Annotated in this window: 18 protein-coding genes and 1 tRNA gene; 10 read left to right on the top strand and 9 right to left on the bottom strand. The window is 42.3% G+C overall.

The genetic code is table 11. From position 1 onward, the window contains the following. The first annotated feature begins 37 nt into the window (after nt 1-37). From yccS to cueR, 4 genes are all read left to right on the top strand, one after another. The gene (gene yccS, locus WJM94_RS12325; RefSeq protein ID WP_444494505.1) at nt 38-2,191 is read left to right on the top strand and encodes a YccS family putative transporter; all 2,154 of its coding nucleotides are present in this window, start codon (nt 38-40) and stop codon (nt 2,189-2,191) included. Between the two features lie 278 nt (nt 2,192-2,469). Continuing rightward, on the top strand, nt 2,470-2,631 hold the full coding sequence (locus tag WJM94_RS12330) for a hypothetical protein (RefSeq protein WP_444494506.1): 162 nt from the start codon (nt 2,470-2,472) through the stop codon (nt 2,629-2,631). Between the two features lie 865 nt (nt 2,632-3,496). Beyond that, nucleotides 3,497-3,748: a YgjV family protein gene (locus tag WJM94_RS12335; protein ID WP_444494507.1), complete on the top strand. Its 252-nt coding sequence runs from the start codon at nt 3,497-3,499 to the stop codon at nt 3,746-3,748. Nucleotides 3,749-3,963: 215 nt separating this feature from the next. Continuing rightward, nucleotides 3,964-4,350 (top strand): Cu(I)-responsive transcriptional regulator, encoded by a 387-nt coding sequence (gene cueR, locus WJM94_RS12340; protein ID WP_444494529.1) that lies wholly within the window; start codon nt 3,964-3,966, stop codon nt 4,348-4,350. Nucleotides 4,351-4,861: 511 nt separating this feature from the next. Here cueR and WJM94_RS12345 read toward each other — a convergent pair. From WJM94_RS12345 to rbsD, 6 genes are all read right to left on the bottom strand, one after another. Next, a complete protein-coding gene (locus WJM94_RS12345) occupies nt 4,862-5,869 on the bottom strand; it encodes a substrate-binding domain-containing protein (RefSeq protein WP_444494508.1) in 1,008 nt (335 codons plus the stop codon). 15 nt (nt 5,870-5,884) lie between these two features. Continuing rightward, the gene (gene rbsK, locus WJM94_RS12350; RefSeq protein WP_444494509.1) at nt 5,885-6,805 is read right to left on the bottom strand and encodes a ribokinase; all 921 of its coding nucleotides are present in this window, start codon (nt 6,803-6,805) and stop codon (nt 5,885-5,887) included. 198 nt (nt 6,806-7,003) lie between these two features. Beyond that, a complete protein-coding gene (rbsB, locus tag WJM94_RS12355; RefSeq protein WP_444494510.1) occupies nt 7,004-7,882 on the bottom strand; it encodes a ribose ABC transporter substrate-binding protein RbsB in 879 nt (292 codons plus the stop codon). Between the two features lie 80 nt (nt 7,883-7,962). Continuing rightward, a complete protein-coding gene (gene rbsC, locus WJM94_RS12360) occupies nt 7,963-8,946 on the bottom strand; it encodes a ribose ABC transporter permease (protein ID WP_444494511.1) in 984 nt (327 codons plus the stop codon). Next, nucleotides 8,943-10,448 carry a ribose ABC transporter ATP-binding protein RbsA gene (gene rbsA, locus WJM94_RS12365; protein WP_444494512.1) on the bottom strand — a complete coding sequence of 502 codons (1,506 nt, stop codon included), beginning with the start codon at nt 10,446-10,448 and terminating at the stop codon, nt 8,943-8,945. Before rbsA ends, rbsC begins: the two co-directional genes overlap by 4 nt. Nucleotides 10,449-10,471: 23 nt before the next feature. Next, on the bottom strand, nt 10,472-10,891 hold the full coding sequence (gene rbsD / locus WJM94_RS12370; protein WP_444494513.1) for a D-ribose pyranase: 420 nt from the start codon (nt 10,889-10,891) through the stop codon (nt 10,472-10,474). 476 nt (nt 10,892-11,367) lie between these two features. Between rbsD and WJM94_RS12375 the strand changes: the two genes are divergently transcribed. Further along, nucleotides 11,368-13,743, top strand: coding sequence for an EAL domain-containing protein (locus WJM94_RS12375; RefSeq protein WP_444494514.1), 2,376 nt, complete (start codon nt 11,368-11,370; stop codon nt 13,741-13,743). Between the two features lie 470 nt (nt 13,744-14,213). On the opposite strand, the gene WJM94_RS12380 is transcribed toward WJM94_RS12375, so the two are convergent. Further along, on the bottom strand, nt 14,214-14,630 hold the full coding sequence (locus WJM94_RS12380) for an NUDIX domain-containing protein (RefSeq protein ID WP_444494515.1): 417 nt from the start codon (nt 14,628-14,630) through the stop codon (nt 14,214-14,216). A gap of 472 nt (nt 14,631-15,102) precedes the next feature. Here WJM94_RS12380 and WJM94_RS12385 point away from each other — a divergent pair, with 472 nt between their 5' ends. Further along, a complete protein-coding gene (locus WJM94_RS12385; RefSeq protein WP_444494516.1) occupies nt 15,103-15,750 on the top strand; it encodes a murein L,D-transpeptidase catalytic domain family protein in 648 nt (215 codons plus the stop codon). Between the two features lie 78 nt (nt 15,751-15,828). On the opposite strand, the gene WJM94_RS12390 is transcribed toward WJM94_RS12385, so the two are convergent. Continuing rightward, the gene (locus WJM94_RS12390; protein WP_444494517.1) at nt 15,829-16,347 is read right to left on the bottom strand and encodes a DUF4136 domain-containing protein; all 519 of its coding nucleotides are present in this window, start codon (nt 16,345-16,347) and stop codon (nt 15,829-15,831) included. Between the two features lie 325 nt (nt 16,348-16,672). Here WJM94_RS12390 and WJM94_RS12395 point away from each other — a divergent pair. After that, a tRNA-Gly gene (locus WJM94_RS12395) sits at nt 16,673-16,747 on the top strand. Between the two features lie 218 nt (nt 16,748-16,965). Here the strand turns inward: WJM94_RS12395 and WJM94_RS12400 are convergent. Further along, nucleotides 16,966-17,178: a helix-turn-helix domain-containing protein gene (locus WJM94_RS12400; RefSeq protein WP_444494518.1), complete on the bottom strand. Its 213-nt coding sequence runs from the start codon at nt 17,176-17,178 to the stop codon at nt 16,966-16,968. A gap of 132 nt (nt 17,179-17,310) precedes the next feature. Here WJM94_RS12400 and WJM94_RS12405 point away from each other — a divergent pair, with 132 nt between their 5' ends. From WJM94_RS12405 to WJM94_RS12415, 3 genes are all read left to right on the top strand, one after another. Further along, on the top strand, nt 17,311-17,523 hold the full coding sequence (locus WJM94_RS12405) for a hypothetical protein (RefSeq protein WP_225478223.1): 213 nt from the start codon (nt 17,311-17,313) through the stop codon (nt 17,521-17,523). A 9-nt stretch (nt 17,524-17,532) separates the two neighbouring features. Further along, nucleotides 17,533-17,997: an Arm DNA-binding domain-containing protein gene (locus WJM94_RS12410; RefSeq protein WP_444494519.1), complete on the top strand. Its 465-nt coding sequence runs from the start codon at nt 17,533-17,535 to the stop codon at nt 17,995-17,997. Nucleotides 17,998-18,051: 54 nt separating this feature from the next. Next, a protein-coding gene (locus WJM94_RS12415; protein WP_444492974.1) for an IS3 family transposase occupies nt 18,052-19,211 on the top strand; the annotation gives its coding sequence in 2 pieces (ribosomal slippage) (nt 18,052-18,310 and nt 18,310-19,211; 1,161 coding nt in all). Nucleotides 19,212-19,219 lie beyond the last annotated feature (8 nt).

Raw genomic sequence — 19,219 nt, forward strand, 5'->3', positions numbered from 1 at the left:
ATCTCTACGTTTTTTCATCGGAAATGAAAGGCGCATCGTGCAATCAACTTCTAAATTTCGCCTCTATTGGGCTAACAAAACCGTTAATTACAGCATTCTCATCCTGATAACCTTATTAGGTGTTGTCATTCCTGCATGGTATTTTGGTCAAAATACTTTGATCACGCCACTAATATTGGGGATTATCGCTGCAGCTCTAGCGGAGAGTGATGATAGTTTCACAGGACGAATCAAAGCCTTAATACTTACATTTATTTGTTTTGCTGTCGCCGCCTTCTCAATTGAGATCTTGTTCAATACTCCATGGCTGTTTGCTATCGGGTTATTTATATCAACCTTTGGTTTTATCATGCTTGGAGCGATCGGGCCTAAATACGCAAGTATTGCCTTCGGTTCATTGCTCATCGCCATATACACTATGCTAGGCGCTCATGAGAGCACCAATATTTGGTTCCAACCGGTTCTACTTCTAACGGGTGCCGCCTGGTATTACTTCATGTCGATGGTATGGCAGATTTTTTGGCCGCTACAGCCAGTACAACAAAACTTGGCTAACGTATTTTTTCAAATGGCAAACTATCTTGATGCCAAAGCCAAGCTTTTCCATCCAGTGATCAACCTTGAACCTCAACCAATGCGAATTGAGGCTGCAAGACTTAACGCGGCAACTGTCACAGCATTGAACGCTTGTAAAGCGACCTTGCTTAACCGTTCGAAGCGAGGCCATATCGATGGTCCAAGTGACCGTTTCTTAAACATTTACTTTATCGTTCAGGACATTCACGAACGAGTGAGCTCCAGTCATTACCGATATCAAGATCTGGCCACCGAATTTGAACGATCGGACGTTCTATTTCGTTTTAAATACCTGTTGGAGTCACAAGCGCGAGCATGTCGCGATATTGCACAGGCTATTCAACTTGGTAACGAGTACACTCATACCAATGAATCTATCCTGGCTTTGGCTGAAGTTCAGAACTCCCTTACGTATCTAGAAGAACAAAAGCAAGATCACTGGAAGCGTTTGTTAGGGCAGCTTACTTACCTATTCAATAACCTCGCGACCGTAGAAAAGCAGCTTAGTAATATTAACAATCCAGATGCGGAAAGGCTTGAAGAAGACACGCTCGATGATACCAATCCACATACGTTAAAAACGATGTGGCAGAGGATTTGGGCGAATCTGAACAAAGATTCGATGCTATTTCGTCATGCATTACGCATGTCAATTGCACTAACGCTCGGTTATGGAATTCTTCAGGCATTTGATTTTGACCGTGGATACTGGATCATGCTAACGACACTGTTTGTATGCCAGCCAAACTACAGTGCAACCCGCCAGAAGCTAACAGCACGTGTGATTGGCACTTTGGCAGGGTTACTGTTGGGCGTCCTACTCCTCACTGTCTTTCCTTCTCAAGAAAGCCAGTTGGTGTTCGTTGTTGTCTCTGGCGTCATGTTTTTTGCCTTCAGAATGAACAACTATGGTTATGCAACGGGTTTTATCACATTGCTCGTTCTATTCTTGTTTAATCAGTTAGGTGAAGGCTATGCGGTTGTATTGCCTCGACTTGCTGACACGCTGATTGGCTGTTTGTTAGCGGTAACTGCCGTGATGTTCATTCTCCCAGATTGGCAATCGAGACGACTTCATAAAGTCATGTCAGATGCTATTGACGCGAATAAGCAATATCTTGGTCAGATTATTGGTCAGTACCGCATCGGTAAAAAAGACAGTCTAAGTTATCGGGTTGCGCGTCGTCAGGCACATAATAGCGATGCGACTCTCTCATCAGCCATCAGTACAATGCTTGCTGAGCCAGGAAAATACAGAACAGCGGTTGATGAAAGTTTTCGTTTTTTAACCCTGAATCACGCCATGCTTAACTATATCTCTGCACTCGGCGCACATCGTACACGAATAGACGACAACTCAATCCATAAATTAGTTTTGGACGCGCACCGCTGTATTCATCAGCATTTGGATGTTCTTCATCAACAGCTTCACCAACACTGTGAAGAGTGTGACCTATCAGCGATCGAAGACGCTGGTCTGGAACAGCGCCTAAATGAGTGGCGTGACGAAGATGACAGTTCTGCACGGATGATATTACAGCAACTTCACCTTATCTATCGCATGCTGCCAGAGTTACATTCGCTCGCGAGTAAATTCGCAGTCCGCGTTAACTAACGGCGTGGATTTGCTAACGACTGAAATAGATGACTTACAGGGGATCATCCCCCTGTAAGTACATCCCTACGTATTTACGCACATTCCTACAAAACAGTTATCCAGCCTTTCACCAGAGCCACATTCTGACTTTTCACTTAACACACTCTGACAATATTCGGACAAAAAAGAGTCGATCGAATTCTACCCTATACGCAGTACCATAAGTTTGTTGTATGGCCATGAAGGCCGAAATATCGGTAATAAAGGATACACCTGTGTACAACGAGGATTTCGATATGACGACACAGCAATTTAATGAACTCAAGCGTAAGCTACGTGAATTAACCGACAGCCAATTAAAGTCACTTCAGGGTGAAATAAGCCTGACGTTAAACAAGAAGCGCGAACCAGTTCTTTCGTCTGAAGAACGCGAGATGATAGCGCAACTGTTTTCGTAATTGAGCCATCTCGATAATAGTGTACTCACATACGTTACTAACATTTCATTCGCCGTAAGTAGCACATAATACTCGAGCGACATCATCGGCAGCCTCCCAAACATTCACGTCTGAGAATTCAAATCACTCTTTAATGTCATCCGAACTGTTCCACTTACTGACTACTCTGCGTAACTCACACCTATTTTTTCTATTGGGCGAATACTCAAACTAGCCGTTTCAATGGAGTGTGGCTTACGTTTTTGATCGGCAACGAACTACTACGGTGATGACAAAAAACACGGTTTGTTATGAAAATACGATACTTACCGCCGCTACCAATAAAGGTAAAAAACCAAACACTATGCTGTAGAGACTAGAGCGCTTAGACAACCGGATCAGCATAGGACACGAATAGAACGTAACGATAAGGTATGGCACAACGTATACCGGTTGGAGCAAAAATGCCAAGAGGACGTGCGAGAGCACATGTAAGTCGGCACTCCAAGTACTGGGTTTGGTTCTTCGTATCAATGCAAAAGAGAGGATCAGACTAACAGCAAGATTGAACATAGCATCACACATGAAAATAGTTATCATTTGTAATTTTAGATAAGCAGATTTCGATGTACAAATATATTTTAACTATCGCTCCAATCGCCAAAATCAACCCAATGAATAGATCGCGTTATAAATAATTTTCTTATTAAACGATTGCGTAATCGCTAACCTTCTCTTTCCCCCGTTTTGGGTCTTTCATCACATTTTGTACGTTGCTATAGTACAGCCAACATAAAGACCATTCGAGGCACGGAGCTTCCTCAATAATCTCAAGAAGAGAAGAATTGGTACCGACATATTCGGCAGATTTAAAGAGGGTCAAATAATGGAAATGAATATGGTTGAGATTCTAGGCTACGCAGCTTCAATCATGGTTGCTATCTCACTAACTATGAAAGACATCGTAAAACTTCGTATCCTTAACTTTATCGGTTGTGGTCTATTCACTGCTTATGGCCTTATGATTGATTCATGGCCAGTCGTGCTAACCAACGGCTTTATTGCATGTGTAAACGTGTACTTCCTAGTTAAAATGCAGCAGGAAAAGAACAGCCTAGAGCCCGAACAAGCACAATAAAATAATCGAATTTAAAAAGCCCGTTAGCGGGCTTTTTTGCATTAGAACAAAAATACCTCTGCCTCGAACAGCGCCCTTACACATTCCACTACCCAGACTTAAAATCTTGTTCAAGTCGATCCACCGTAATGGCCACCCCAATTAAGACCTTTTCTGTTTATCGGCTGTTGGGTATATACTCGCGTTAAACGTCATCTTGAATGAAGAGGTTAATGATGAATATTGGAGCAGTTGCAAAACTGACAGGCCTTTCTTCCAAATCTATTCGACTCTATGAAGATAAAGGCATTATTTCACCACCAGCGCGCAGTGAGTCCGGCTATCGGGAATATTCTGACAAACACATCCATGAGCTCAACTTAGTATCACGTGCGAAAAACGCTGGCTTTTCGCTACAAGAATGCAAAGAGTTTGTTCAGCTTGCGCACAATCCAAATCGAAAAAGCAGCGACGTTAAAGCGCGTACTATGGATAAATTGAAAGAAGTCGAAGAAAAAATCTCCCACCTGTTGGAGATTAAACAACAGCTAGAAAGCTGGGTTTCCTCCTGCCCAGGTAATGCAGAAAGTCGTTGCCCTATCATCGACGAACTCACTAAGTAAAGCCGTCATGAAAAAGCAAAGGAGAGCATTTGCCCTCCTTTCTGTACACTCTACTAATGTTGAATGCTTAATTTACGATTCGTGAGACAAATGCCTCTTTTTGAACGCTGATGCTGACGCAAACAACGCAGTAGCAGCAAATGTCATCAAAATTCCAAGCCAGAATGAAAGCGCTTCATAGGCCAGCAGACCATAACCACTGAGTAAAAAGATAATAAACACCATGAGCACGTTGATACGATGAAACCACGGCCTTTTGACCGAGTACCGCGCGTACTTCTGGACTAGCACAAAACCCACTCATTCACCCTATGAATTTACATTGCTAACTATAATCCTCTGAGTCATATGTTTTTTCTGAAATTTGGAAAACGTGAGGGTTGTTTTTCTCGCTAAACATCACATTTTAAAAATATCGGCCGCGTGGCATAACTCTTATTGGGACCAGAAAAAAAGAGCATTCAAGTCAAAGCATTATAATATTGCTTTGTAAAATTAACTGAGGGCTGATTTAAAGAAGAGATTTCACACTCTTGCGCTCGACTAACGTCGGTTCTAACTGAACAACCTCAGAATCAGCTAATTTGTTATCTAGTCTTCGAACTAAGGTTTCAACTGCAGCCTGACCCAGTCGATACTTAGGTTGGTGAATGGTGGTAAGTGAAGGCGACATATATTTGGCGATATGTATGTCGTCATAACCAATGATGGAAAGTTCGTCTGGCACCTTAACCCCAAGTTCGTTTGCTGCGTTGATAACCCCCATTGCCATCATGTCATTAGACACAAAAATGGAAGTCGGTAATTCTCCACTGTTACACATTTTTCTAAACGCTTGGTAACCACCTTCACATTCAAAGTCAGACTCAACAATCCAGTTTGGATTAAAATCCAAACCTGCTTCATTCATTGCACGCTTGTAGCCTTCATAACGCATTTGAGCTTGATGCTTAATTAAAGGGCCTGTGATACAGCCGACTTCTTTGTGGCCACAATCTATCAAATACTTCGCCGCAAGGTATCCACCTCGCAGTGAGTTGTCTTGAATCTTATCGCTGGTAAAAAGCATGGGGCCCCAATCCATTACAACGACCGGGATATCAGGATAACACTCGAACATATCGATTCGCTCCCCTTCCAATGACGAGCACATAAGAATCAGACCATCAACTCGCTTTTGAAGCAACGTGTTGATAGATTGACGCATGCGCTCATTGTCACCTTCGGTGTTACATAGGATCAGGCTATAGCCTTTATGGTAACAGCTGCGCTCGACACCTTTCACTACTTCACCAAAGAATGGGTTTGTAGAAGTCGTTACCAGCATGCCAATAGTTTTGGTTCTATTTACTTTGAGGCTACGTGCTAACGCTGATGGCGCATAGTAATTGAGCTGTTTTGCGGCGTTGTTAACGCGTTCGGAGATCTCTTCACTAACAAAGCGGGTTTTGTTAATAACATGGCTCACTGTTGAAGTGGAAACCCCTGCCAGTTTTGCGATGTCTTTCATCGTCGCCATGTTCTTAACTCCTTGTTACTGATTTTCAGCCAAAAACGCATCCACCTCTTCACGGGTTGGAATGGACGTCTGTGCACCGAAGCGAGTAACTGAAATTGCTGCCGCCGCGTGTGCGAACTTAATCGCTGATTCTAAAGACAAACCTTCTAATAAACCAGTGACTAATGCTCCATTAAACGTATCGCCTGCAGCGGTAGTATCGGTAGCGTCAACACGGAAGCCTGGAATAATTTCACCACGGCCATTCTGACTTAACCAAACGCCCTTCGCACCCAACGTAATCATAACGATTTCGATGCCTTTCGCGTGCAGAAGATTCGCTGCTTCTTGCGCACTATCATTATCAGTAACCGTCACTCCCGTCAGCACTTCTGCTTCTGTTTCGTTTGGAGTAATAACATCAATACACGCAAGTAATTGATCCGACAATTCACGAGCTGGTGCAGGATTCAAAATAACATTCGTTTTTGCATCTTTAGCTACGCGCGCTGCTTTTTCTATCGCACAAATAGGCGTCTCGAGTTGCATCAGCAGATATTCTGCCTGACGTATACGCTCCAGATCCGGCTCAATGGCATCAGCAGTTAACTTCGCATTCGCTTCAGCAGAAATACAAATGCTGTTTTCACCGCTGTCTGCTACCTGAATCATAGCAATACCAGTTGGACAATTTGGTTGCATCTTCACTGCACTGATGTCGATGCCATCCATTTTAAAATTCTCACGAATGTTAATACCGAATGAGTCATCGCCAACACAAGCGATAAAACCAATATCAGAATTCAGGCGTGCTGCTGCTACAGCTTGATTCGCCCCTTTACCGCCAGGGATAACTTGGTAGTTGCGACCATGAAGCGTCTCGCCAGGGCGAGGAAAAGAAGGCACTTGAAGAACATGGTCAGCGTTTACACTACCTAACACTACTAACTTATTCATACGGTTATCCTCGGTTCTGAATGAACCCTTTTTGAAAGACTGTTTGTTGATTAAACGATAGATGACTTTAACTTCTCTTACTTTACAAATGAGTCGCCTTAAAAAGTCAGAGGCATCTATTCTTGCTCTCTCCCCCAAACGACAGATAAAAACGGAGGAGAAAGCTAAGAAACTAGGATGATATATCCAAAGCCGTGATTATTTGGTTACCACTTTTAGTGGAACTGGAATGTAAGCTTCCACTTTATCGCCTTTCAGTACTTTGTCCGCCGTCTCCACACCAAGAGCACCGATAAGGTCTGGTTGCTGTGCGATGGTTGCTGCCAGCTTGCCACGATTAACAGCAGCAATGCCGTCTTCAGTTCCATCAAAGCCTACGATAACCACATCTTTACCTGACGCTTGAACTGCACGTAGCGCACCCAGTGCCATTTCATCGTTTTGTGCAAATACCGCTTGAACATCTGGGTTAGCTGCCAATAGGTTTTCCATAACGTTCAGACCTTTAGTACGGTCAAAGTCTGCTGGTTGACTAGCAAGAAGCTCCATGTTGCTGCTCTTAACTGAAGTCATGAAACCTTCACCACGTTCACGAGCTGCAGACGTACCCGCAATACCTTCTAGCTGAATCACTTTCGCTTTCTCGCCAACCTTCTCCATGATGAATTTACCAGCCATTTCACCACCAATTACGTTATCTGAGGCAATGTGGCTGACTACTTCACCACGGCTTGCACCCCGGTCTAGTGTCAATACAGGGATATTAGAGCGGTTCGCCATACTGATTGCATTGGATACCGCGTCTGAATCCGTCGGGTTGATCAGAATCGCTTTAACACCACGGATAGTCAGGTCTTCGATGTTCGACAGTTCTTTACTCGGATCGTTTTGCGAATCCAGTACAATCAGTTCGTATCCCAGTTCTTTTGCCTTTGCTTCAGCGCCGTCTTTCATCGTTACGAAGAACGGGTTATTCAGCGTTGAAACCACAATCGCCATCGTATCTTGAGCTTGTGCAGCTACAGATACCGTGGAAGAAAGAAGTGCAGCAGAGATAAGAGTTGCGAGTTTTTTCATCGTTATAGTCCTTTGTGTAGGGGGAGCCAGCACACGTCTACTGGCTCGGTTTTATTCACATACTTTTGGATTGTTATGAATTACTTGTTTTTGTTGTCTACCAGTACTGCCAGCAAGATAACCACAGCTTTTGCAATCATTTGGTAGTAAGAAGAAACGTCTAGCAAGTTCAGCGCGTTGTTTAGGAAACCGATGATAAGTGCACCGATCAGCGTACCCATGATGCGACCTTTACCACCCATCAGGCTCGTACCGCCCAGAACGACTGCTGCAATCGCGTCTAACTCATAACCCATACCGGCTGTCGGTTGCGCAGAAGAAAGACGAGATGTCACGATGATGCCAGCAAGCGCCGCTAACATACCGCAGATTGCGTACACGCCGATCTTAACGCGGTCTACGTTGATACCAGATAAACGAGTTGCCGATTCATTACCGCCAAGCGCGTAAACGTAACGACCAAAACGGGTGTGGTTTAGTAAGTACCACGCGGCAGCGAACACAATCACCATCAGCCATACAGGAACCGGAATACCCAGCGCATAGCCTGTACCGAACCATGCAAATGCATCTGCAGTATCCGTAAAGCCAGTAGAAATTGGTCGACCATCGGTGTAAACCATTGTTACACCACGTAATAAAGTCATGGTAACCAGAGTAGCGATAAAGGCCTGAACCTTACCCTTGGCGATAATGACACCACTAATCGCACCAAGCGCAGCACCAGCAAGAAGAGCGGTAGGAACTGCAATCAGTACTGGAACTTCCATTGCAATCAGGCTTGCCGCGAATGCCCCACAAAGAGCCAGCACAGAGCCCACACTTAAATCGATACCTGCAGTCAGGATAACCAGCGTCATACCTACCGCGATGATCGCATTCACTGACGTTTGACGAAGAATATTAAGAATGTTGTCTACCGTAAAAAAGTTCGGGTTTAAAAAAGACACAACAACAATCAAAAATAATAGTGCAATCAGTGATTTTTGTTCAATCAACCACTCTTTAGTGAACAGCTTTTTGCTGCCAGTTCCGGTCGGTTTGCTCATGGTATTGGTACTCATGCTGCTTCCTCATTGATCTTTTTGCCTACCGCACAGGCGAGTAATTTTTCTTGGTCGGCGTCTTTCGCATCGAATTCGCCGCTAATACGACCTTCATGCATGACAAGAATGCGGTCACTCATGCCCAGCACTTCTGGCATTTCTGAAGAAACCAAGATGATGCTCATGCCTTCGGCTTTAAATTTATTGATTAGCTGATAAATCTCTTTCTTGGCACCAACGTCTACACCGCGCGTTGGTTCATCGAGAATCAGAACCTTAGGCTTGGTCATCAACCCTTTCGCTATTGCAACTTTTTGCTGGTTACCCCCAGAAAGGTTGCCAATGATTTGGTCGCGTGTTGGCGTTTTGATGTTGAACAATTTAATAAAGTCTTCCACCGCCATCACTTCTTCACCGTGTTGAATTTGGATACCTTTCGTCAATTTATCCAGCGAACACAAAGACATGTTCTCTTTTACGGATAAACCAAGCACCAATCCATCGCCTTTACGGTCTTCAGAAATATACGCAATACCATTTGCTAAGCCATCTTGCGGACTTACAGGATTAATGGTTTTGTTATCTAAGTTAATAACACCATGCTCACTCGGCAAGGCACCGTAAATCACCTTCATCAATTCAGTGCGGCCAGCACCCATCAATCCGGAAATTCCTAGAATCTCACCACGCTTAAGTGTGAAACTTACATCGTGAACACCAGATCCCGTTAAGCCGATAACTTCAAGGCACGTCTCGCCATGTCGTACATCAATGCGCGGGTACTGCTCTTCCAGCTTGCGGCCTACCATCATTTCGATAAGGCCATCTTCATCGGTATCAGAAACCTGACATTCACCTATAAATTTGCCGTCTCGTAGCACCGTAATATCGTCACAGATTTCAAAGATTTCTTTCAAACGATGTGAGATATACACAATGCCGCACCCTTGAGCACGGAGCTCATTGATCACTTTAAATAGAGATTCAGTTTCGGTATCCGTCAAAGCATCGGTAGGCTCATCCATGATGATGACCTTCGATTCAAAAGAGAGTGCTTTGGCAATTTCTACCATCTGTTGCTCGCCGAGACTTAAATCGCCAAGCAATGTTTTCGAGCTGTGTTTCACATTCAAACGTTGCAGAAGATTGTCGGCTTCTTGATACATTTTGCTCCACTGAATACGTCCCATCGTTCCGGTAAACTCGCGGCCAAGGTAAATGTTTTCAGCAATCGTCAGTTCAGGGATCAAATTCAGCTCTTGGTGAATAATGCTGATCCCTGCTTCTTGAGAGTCACGAGGTCCTTTGAATGCGGCAGGTTGACCTTGGTACTGAATGCTACCGGCGTCCATATGATAGATACCAGTAAGCACTTTCATTAACGTTGACTTACCTGCCCCATTTTCACCCATGAGCGCCATCACTCGCCCCGGATACACATTAAGACTTGCTTTATCTAATGCCTTAACGCCCGGAAACGCTTTTTCAATTTCGCTCAGTTGCAGAATGGCTTGAGTCATAATCTGTCCTCAAATTCTCTGGGTTAAAAAACCACGCCAGCTTGGAAGATAACGTTCGCATATGGCGTACATTCGCCAGTGCGAATCACTGCTCTGCTTTGTTCTGTGCGAGCTTTAAAGGACTCGTGCGATACATAACTGGTTGCAATGGATTTTCCTGTTTGCTCGCTTTCTCGACTTAGTTCTTCGAGCAGCGCTTTATGAAGTTCAGGGCTAACTTCTGCAAACTCTTCTGCAATGATGACCCCTTCAATTTGTGACTCAGACAAAATCACACGAACGGTATCAAGAAAACTTGGTACGCCATGCGTAAGCGCTAAATCGATTCGCTGCACATGTTCAGGGATTGGCAGGCCTGCGTCACAAATGGTGATTTCATCGGTATGGCCCAACGTTGCCACCAAGTAAGAAATATCTGAGTGTATAAGGGTACTTTTTTTCATCTCATAGACCTTTCGGTTACACGTTCATACAACGATGAGCGTCTGCATTAGGACATTTTGGTTATTTACATAAAACCCATCGAAACGTTTCGATGCAATAATAGTTCGATGAACTAAATTGAAAAGAGGGCTTTCTATAAGGTGTGAGAATGATCTGCAAACGAAACACGGCAATGCATAAAAAGAAAACATCCATCACAGTTTATCCATCGAAACGTTTCGATGGATAAACTGTGATGCCCTTACAGAAGCTTATATGACGCCGATATTTAATAACAAACACGTCTAATAACTGATAAACAACCCAGTTATATGGTCAAATATCACACACAACTTCACAGTTTTTAGATAGTTATCTGATTTTCAAGGTCGACGGACTTATTTTCTAGTTACAATTTGATAAGAAACGTCATCCGTTAACTACCGCCAAGGTATGCAACGTTTGTAGGGAAACAAACGGAACTTGAAGAATAATAATGAAATTAAGCAGCAGAGTGATTTTGCTTGTAACTCCAGTCATCTTATTAAGTGCAGTCGTATCGAGTTACATTATCTATAGCATCCAGAAAGTCACGCTCATAAAAAGAGAAGATAGCTATATTCAGCTACAAATGGAGAAACTAGCGGGTCAGTTCCGACAAGCTAATATATTTCTCAATAGCTACGCTTATACGCTGAGCAAAAGTGATGTTCTGCAAGACTATTTGATTAATCATGATAATCCATACCGTGAGCGTGTGTTATTTAATCGCCTTGATGAGACAACCGAAGTTTTGAGCTACGGTTACAACGGCGATGCCAGTATGGCTATTCTCAACGGGAAACAAAAGCTACTCTATTACACGGAAAACCAGTTCTTTGAATCTACAGGCGCTATCGATCCTAAAGTATTGGAATACATATCTGATAGCTTTGACGAACACGGAGATTTTAATCACACAGGTTTTATTTATAACTCCAGTGGTCAAAGCATTTTGCTTCAATATGGCTTAGTCGACAAACGTACAGGAGAGCAACCTCTCAGCTTCGACCCTAGCAATTCCTTTTTTGTCGTCGTCACGGTCTCTCTGGAAGCGTTTAGTGATATCAAACATGATATTGAATTCGATACACACAGCGTCATTACTTTTGCCAAAAAGCCCATTTACCTAGATATCCCTCTCGCGCAAACCATCGAGTTACTTCCCCACTTTTTTGCGATTCTCTCACCGGCGGAATATTTGATGTGGAATAAAGTCGATAAAGTGTGGTTAGAACTCGCTTTATCCTTTGGCATTGCAGCTTTTTGTACCATCACGTTAATCGTATTAATGCTCTATAGTTATGTGTTACGCCCAGTAGCTCGATTAGATAAACAGCTTAAAGAGCTAGAAATGAATAAGCGGGATAACATTGAAAAATTGAATACTAATGACGAAATTGGCCGTCTTTCTTCCCGTTTTTTTGATATGTATGAAGAGTTGCGTGTCAGTTATAAAAAAACGAAACGTCTGGCTGAAACCGACCACCTAACGCAACTTGCTAATCGCAATCGCTTTAGCGAACTCGCCACCCAAGAGCTTACCTCTCCTTCTGAGTATTTATGGGTTATTTATGTGGACTTGGATAACTTCAAATATGTGAATGACAAATACGGTCATGAGTTGGGAGACAGTTTATTAAAAGTATATTCAAATCACATTAAAAATGTTTGCCAGAAGTTTTCACATCAATATGAAAGCCCATGCTTTGGCGCACGTCTATCTGGAGATGAGTTCGCTATTTTGCTCAGCTCTAACACCGAAGTAATTGACATGCCTGATTTACTCGCAGAAGCGTTGCTAAAACCAATAAATAACCTGAGTCATTCATGGTCGAGCACTTTACCTGTCACCGCGAGCGTTGGTATTGCTCGATTCCCTCATGATGGTACCGACATTGCGAGACTGCTATCTAACGCCGATGCCGCGATGTATCAAGCTAAGCGTGCGGGTAAAAACCAATATGCTTATTATTCCGCAGAGCTAAATATAGCAGCCCAAAGACGAAGCCAAATAGAACGAGCACTAAGAAAAACAAACGTCGAAGATGAATTTCGTTTGGTGTTTCAGCCTTATATGAATCGTTATGATAACGAAATCGAAGGTTTGGAAGTATTGCTACGTTGGGAAGCAGAAAGCTTAGGAAACGTACCTCCAGGTGAGTTTATCCCAATTGCGGAGCAAACCGGCTTGTTCGATAAGATAGACCGATGGGTATTCTCCACTGCAGCCTCCAAATACAATGAACTCAAAAGTATCTTTGGTAAAGACATTATTCTTTCGATTAACCTGTCCTCTGCAGAGCTAAACTCACTCGAAATGGCGGAATATATCCATGCCTATACGACAAAATACGATCTTAATCCTAAGTTCATTGAGCTGGAGATAACAGAGACGTTCGCGTCGGACCAACGTGGTACTGCTTTGCTTGATGAACTTTCTAAACTAGGTTATCGGCTTGCAATTGATGATTTTGGGTCGGGCTATACTTCGCTGACTCAGTTAGTTCAATTCCCTGTACAAAAAATTAAGTTTGACCGTGAGTTTCTGCTGACATTGATGAAAACCGATAATGGACACGTCATTAAACCGATTATTGATTTATGCCATGCACAAAATAAAACCGTTACAGCAGAAGGTATTGAACACGATGTGATGCGCCAATGGCTATCTGAATATCATTGCGACTTTATGCAAGGGTATCTCTTTGGTAAACCAATGGATATAGAACAACTCAGCAAGTGGTGGGAATCGAATAACAACAACCGCTTCAAACTGTCTCAACGCGCTCAACTATCCGTAGCCGGAGGACTATCCAAAATAGCTAAATAGAGTACCTTCGCCCATTCACAGCTAAAAATTTACTCATCAACTGTGTTTTGCATTGGGCATAACAGGTACTCGATTTTTTGCAGAAACGGCTGGCATGAAAAATTCGCAGGCGAATCTGGTAGCAATAGTTGGCTGCCCCCAAGCACCGCATATATCTTTATCGCTCGCCTTGTCTCGAGTGAATTGTCGACACTGCCCACATTTTTTACTCATATAAATTCCTTGTAATCAAAGTCGAAACATCCGTTCTACTGAAATGCATTTTCTCTATACTTAGTATTTGCCTCGCAAAATGAAATAGAATGACCTTTCAGAAGTAATCATCTGGAATGGACCGTAGCACAAGGTATCAAATGATAAGTTGATATTTAGCAATATTTAATCGATAACCAAACTCATAACATTCAAGGCAAGTAGCATCTAATAACTCACAATTTCACCAAATTAATTCGAATAAACATTTATGTCAGTCAAATTTTTTCATTTAATATTGAACTAAATGTATTTTTTAACCTCAAATATTCTTTTAGTGCAATTCGGTCGACCTCGGTTCCTACTGGTGAATTGATTGGAGAATACCAAGCGATGGACTCTGCTTCATGGCATTCTATTTCCCCATCCCACTTAGGAATTACATAATAATGTAGTAATTGCAGTTCGGTCGTTGGATGATATAGAGAACATAAATAGACAAATGATTGTGGCATAATATTCAACTCTTCTTTGAGTTCTCGATATAATGCCTGTTGTTGAGATTCGTCAGGCTCAAGGTGCCCACCAGGAATAGCAATGACACCAGGATCGGTGGCTTTATCTTTTGCTCGTGTTTCCAGCAATACTTGCTCATCTTTTACCAATATAAAAGACACACACTCATGTACGTCCATTAAAACCTCATTCCTATCGACTTTTGGTTACGTTATTCCAATCTATACTGTGCAAGTGTTTGCATTCAAGATTCAATTCATGAATAGTTACGACTCCGATCACAGAGTGAAGTTTTTTATTCAAAATGTCTGACTAAAAATAAACACATTGAATTCAAAACATTTTTTTGACTGCATAATAATTAAACATTGTTTTTTAAATAAAAATTAGCACAAACCTTCCTATACATAGTTTTATTAATTACATAATTAAGTTATTATTTATTCAGTAGTTTTTCTGACAAAAAGAAAAACCATTTAACATCAAAAAGTTAGCTTTAAAGCTTTCGATAAATAATAAACCCCCATAAGTAAGGGCGAGTATGCATATTACGTCTTAATGGGATTAGAAGCATATTGATGTGCATGTAGTATTACTGAACGCATGAAGCATTCGGCAAGTTTGTAACACCTAGGGTTTTATTTAATCAAAATGAAGAAATCATTTTTATTGTTGATATGGACGTTTTTCTCTGTTTCTCCTTTCGCTTTTGCTAAAAACACGGATGGCAAAGCTCAGATAGAGAATCAGATTGCTCAACAACAAGTTAGAAAAACATATAAAGACGCTAAGCTAGAAGGCGTCATCGATTTTAAACTTTTTAATGATGCGTATTTAGCCTACAAAAATACAAAGAATAGAAAGAAGCCTGTTCTGACTATCATTGACTACAGCAAACCATCAACCGAAAAGCGATTCTATGTAGTTGATTTGAATAAGAAGAAACTTATCTTTAATACTTATGTATCGCACGGTGTAAATAGTGGAAAGAAAACCGCCACGAAGTTTTCGAATATTGTGAATTCGAGAAAGACATCATTAGGCACTTTTTTGACCGACACCACCTATTACGGCTCTAATGGGTATTCACTACGCTTAGATGGCTTGAGCTCTGGAGTGAACGACAAAGCTCGTGAGCGTTACATAGTTGTGCATGGTGCCAAATACGCTAACCCATCTTTCATCGAAAAGAATGGTTACTTAGGCCGTAGTTGGGGTTGCCCTGCCTTACCAGAAAAACTGTCACGAGTAATCATAGATACCATAAAAGGTGGCAGCGTTATTTACGCAAGTGCTTAACATACAAAAGGGAGCTGCACTCAACAGCTCCCTTTTGTATTACACATCACATGAAAATCAGAATAGAAAATCAACCCACTAATTTTCGCCATAAGGAAAGTGTTCAAACATTTTCACTATCTCTTCCGTGATCAAATTCTCTCTTCTTTCTGTGTCCATAGATTCTGTCAACTTACGACTCGACACGCCTTTCCACACGACTTGGTTCTCTTTAGTATCGACTAATTCAACCACAAGGTTACCGTATTTTCGCTCTCTATATCTTTCTGGACTTGAAGTAATTACACCGAAACTATTCCATCCGTAGCCAAAGCTAACACTAGAGCCAGAAGAGACAAACTCAGTACTCTTAATAATGTCATGATGAACATAAATATCACCACCGCTTGGCACTTGCCTCAGGCCATTGACCCGTAACTGAGCTGCTATTCCCTGTTCAATGCGTCGAGCATCAATACTAACAGGGGCACCATTCTGCTCTCCAAAATCGAATGTTCTATACGCTGAAAAGTCAGCTTGTTTATCGACATCGGTTGTCACGGTGGTACATGCCGCTATCAGCAATGCCATCCCACCTAACATGAGTCCTCTCCACATAGTTCTTCTCCTCTGGTTTGCGGGCAGTATCAGCGCCTTTTGTCTAAGTTGTTACTTATATGGCTGAAAATAAAATGCACTACTACAACATTGAGTCTTAACCATGAATGCCAAGTGTTCAATATCAAGGCGGTTTCTTTCGCAGCAAAGGGCATAATTTAATGATGTACGACTTTCACTCTAACTACCAAAGCGCTATCAATAACGCTTAAATTGCGCGTATTATTGGCATCTTGAGTATTTTTTATGCAATCAACAACCAATTGATGAGAAAAGACTTTTCTTTTCAATTCAATGTGGCATATTAGCTGAGTCCTTTCGATGCGCGGGCATCGTATAATGGCTATTACCTCAGCCTTCCAAGCTGATGATGCGGGTTCGATTCCCGCTGCCCGCTCCAAATTTTATTTCCTGTCCTATAAATATCTAATTTATTGAAACTCAGCCGCTTTAATGCGGAATTTTGTGTATCTATCTCTTCTTAATCATGTAATTTTGACACGCCAAAATGGACACGGTGGCCAAATGGTGGCTATAACGGTGTCCATACTGGATTCTGCATCTTTTCAGAATTTGTCCTGTTGAATTCTGACATTCATCAGCTCGACATAAGTTTTTTTAATCCAAACCTTCATTCTTATACTCAAAAAGTTCTCCGACGCTAACTTGCAGATACGCACACAAACCATCAATTACCTCCAGATCAACCCGTGTTGCAGTTTCATTGTATAGGCGAGTAATTGTACCGCGATTGATGCTTGTATCCCTTGCCACATCAGAAATTTTCAGACGCTTTTCACCCATTATTTTGGATAAGTGGCACTTTAACATGTTCTTCTCCCATAAAAAATGCTCTCCTGAAGGTTAAAAATGGTTGCAACAGGTAATTTCTGTGGTAAATTTAATCTATAGGAGGTCATTTAGACCGTTTAAAAATCAAATAGCGTTATAGGAGATTCTACGATGAACCACACCTATCTGACAACTTCAGAGCTCTCTGAACGTATTAAGTATGATTCTCGTGTTATTCGTGAGCAACTAAAGGATTCCGTATTGTTCGAAGGTGTCCACTACATCCGCCCTTTTGGTGGAAGAAAAATTCTATTTATTTGGGAAAGAGTTGAAGAAGAAATGCTAAACGGGATTTCATATCAATCTCTTTTAACTGGTTTTTAGGAGGAAACTATGGGTGTTATAAACGTACGAAACAGTAAATTGGTTCTTCAGTTCAGATACAAAGGAGAACGTTGTCGTGAACAGACACAATTGCCAGATACTTCAGCAAACCGAAAACGCCTAACACACTTGCTGAAAAAAATTGAAGCCGAAATTCTTATCGGCATATTCGATTATGAAAAATACTTCCCAAATAGCAAAGCTGTTACAAAATTTAAAGATTTGGATATAAGAAAGCAGACTGCTCAACAATATTTTGCGTCTGTTGATTCACCTAGGGTGAAAGATTTTTCTGAAATCTGGTTATCTGAGAAAAAAGTCGAATGGCGTAAAGGCCACTATGAAGATGTCGAAGGGATCTTAAACAAGTACATCATTCCTATGTTCGGGAATAAAAAAATCAGCGCCATCACTAAACAGCAAATCTTAAGCTTTCGATCTACACTCGCCAAAGTCCCAGGTGTAGTGGTTTAATGATCCCGGACACCAAATTAGGTGGTAAAGTCTCCACCATAAATGAGGTGTTCCATGACAAAACGACAACGACGTACATTTTCTGCTGAATTCAAAATGGATGCTGCAAGCTTGGTGCTTGACCAAGGATATTCGGTACCTGAAGCAGCACGCTCCATGGATGTTGGTGAAACAGCTTTACGACGTTGGGTCGACCAACTCAAGATTGAGCGTGGTGGTACAACTCCGGCGGCCAAGGCCCTTACGCCTGAACAACAAAAAATCCAGGAATTAGAAGCCAGAATTAGTCGATTAGAAAGAGAGAAAGCCATACTAAAAAAGGCCACCGCTCTCTTAATGTCGGACGAACTCGAACGTTCTCGTTAATTGATCAGTTAAGGGAGCATGAGTCGGTCAAGATGCTTTGCGAACTGTTCAATGTGGCTTCTTCCTGTTACTACGAGTTTAAACAGAGAAAGCCGGACGCTAATCGCATTCGGCTAGCAAGCCGAATTAAAGAGCTCTTCAACATGAGCCGAGGTGCTGCTGGCAGTCGTGCCCTTGTATCCATGTTACGTTCAGAAAACATCGACATCGGGCGATTTAAGGTGCGGAAGATAATGCAAGAAGCCGGTCTGATGAGCAAACAGCCAGGCTCGCATCGATATAAGCAGGCCAAATCAGAGCGGTTGGATATCCCGAATCTGCTGAAGCGTGAATTCTCTGTGGTTGCTCCAAATCGAGTGTGGTGCGGTGACATTACTTATATCTGGTCAGGTTCTAAGTGGAGTTATCTCGCCGTGGTACTTGACCTCTTTAGCCGGCGCGTCGTGGGTTGGTCTCTATCGGATAAGCCTGATGCTAAATTAGCTTCTAAAGCCCTAGATATGGCCTGGGAGCAAAGGGGGCGGCCTCAGAACGTGATGTTCCATTCAGACCAGGGATGCCAGTACAGCAGTCGTAAGTTTCGTCAAAGACTTTGGCGATATCGCATAACCCAAAGCATGAGTCGTCGAGGTAACTGTTGGGACAACGCTCCAATGGAGAGGCTATTTAGAAGCCTAAAAACTGAATGGGTACCAGCAACGGGTTACTTGACCCAAACTCAAGCGAAGAAAGATATCAGCTACTATTTGATGGACTACTATAATCGGCAACGGCCTCATCAAGCCAATGATGGGCTGTCGCCAGTCAATGCCGAAAATCGGCTTAAATCTGTGTCCGGAATTTGTTGACCACTACA

This window comes from Vibrio sp. YIC-376 (genome assembly GCF_052353105.1).
Taxonomy (GTDB): Bacteria; Pseudomonadota; Gammaproteobacteria; order Enterobacterales; family Vibrionaceae; genus Vibrio.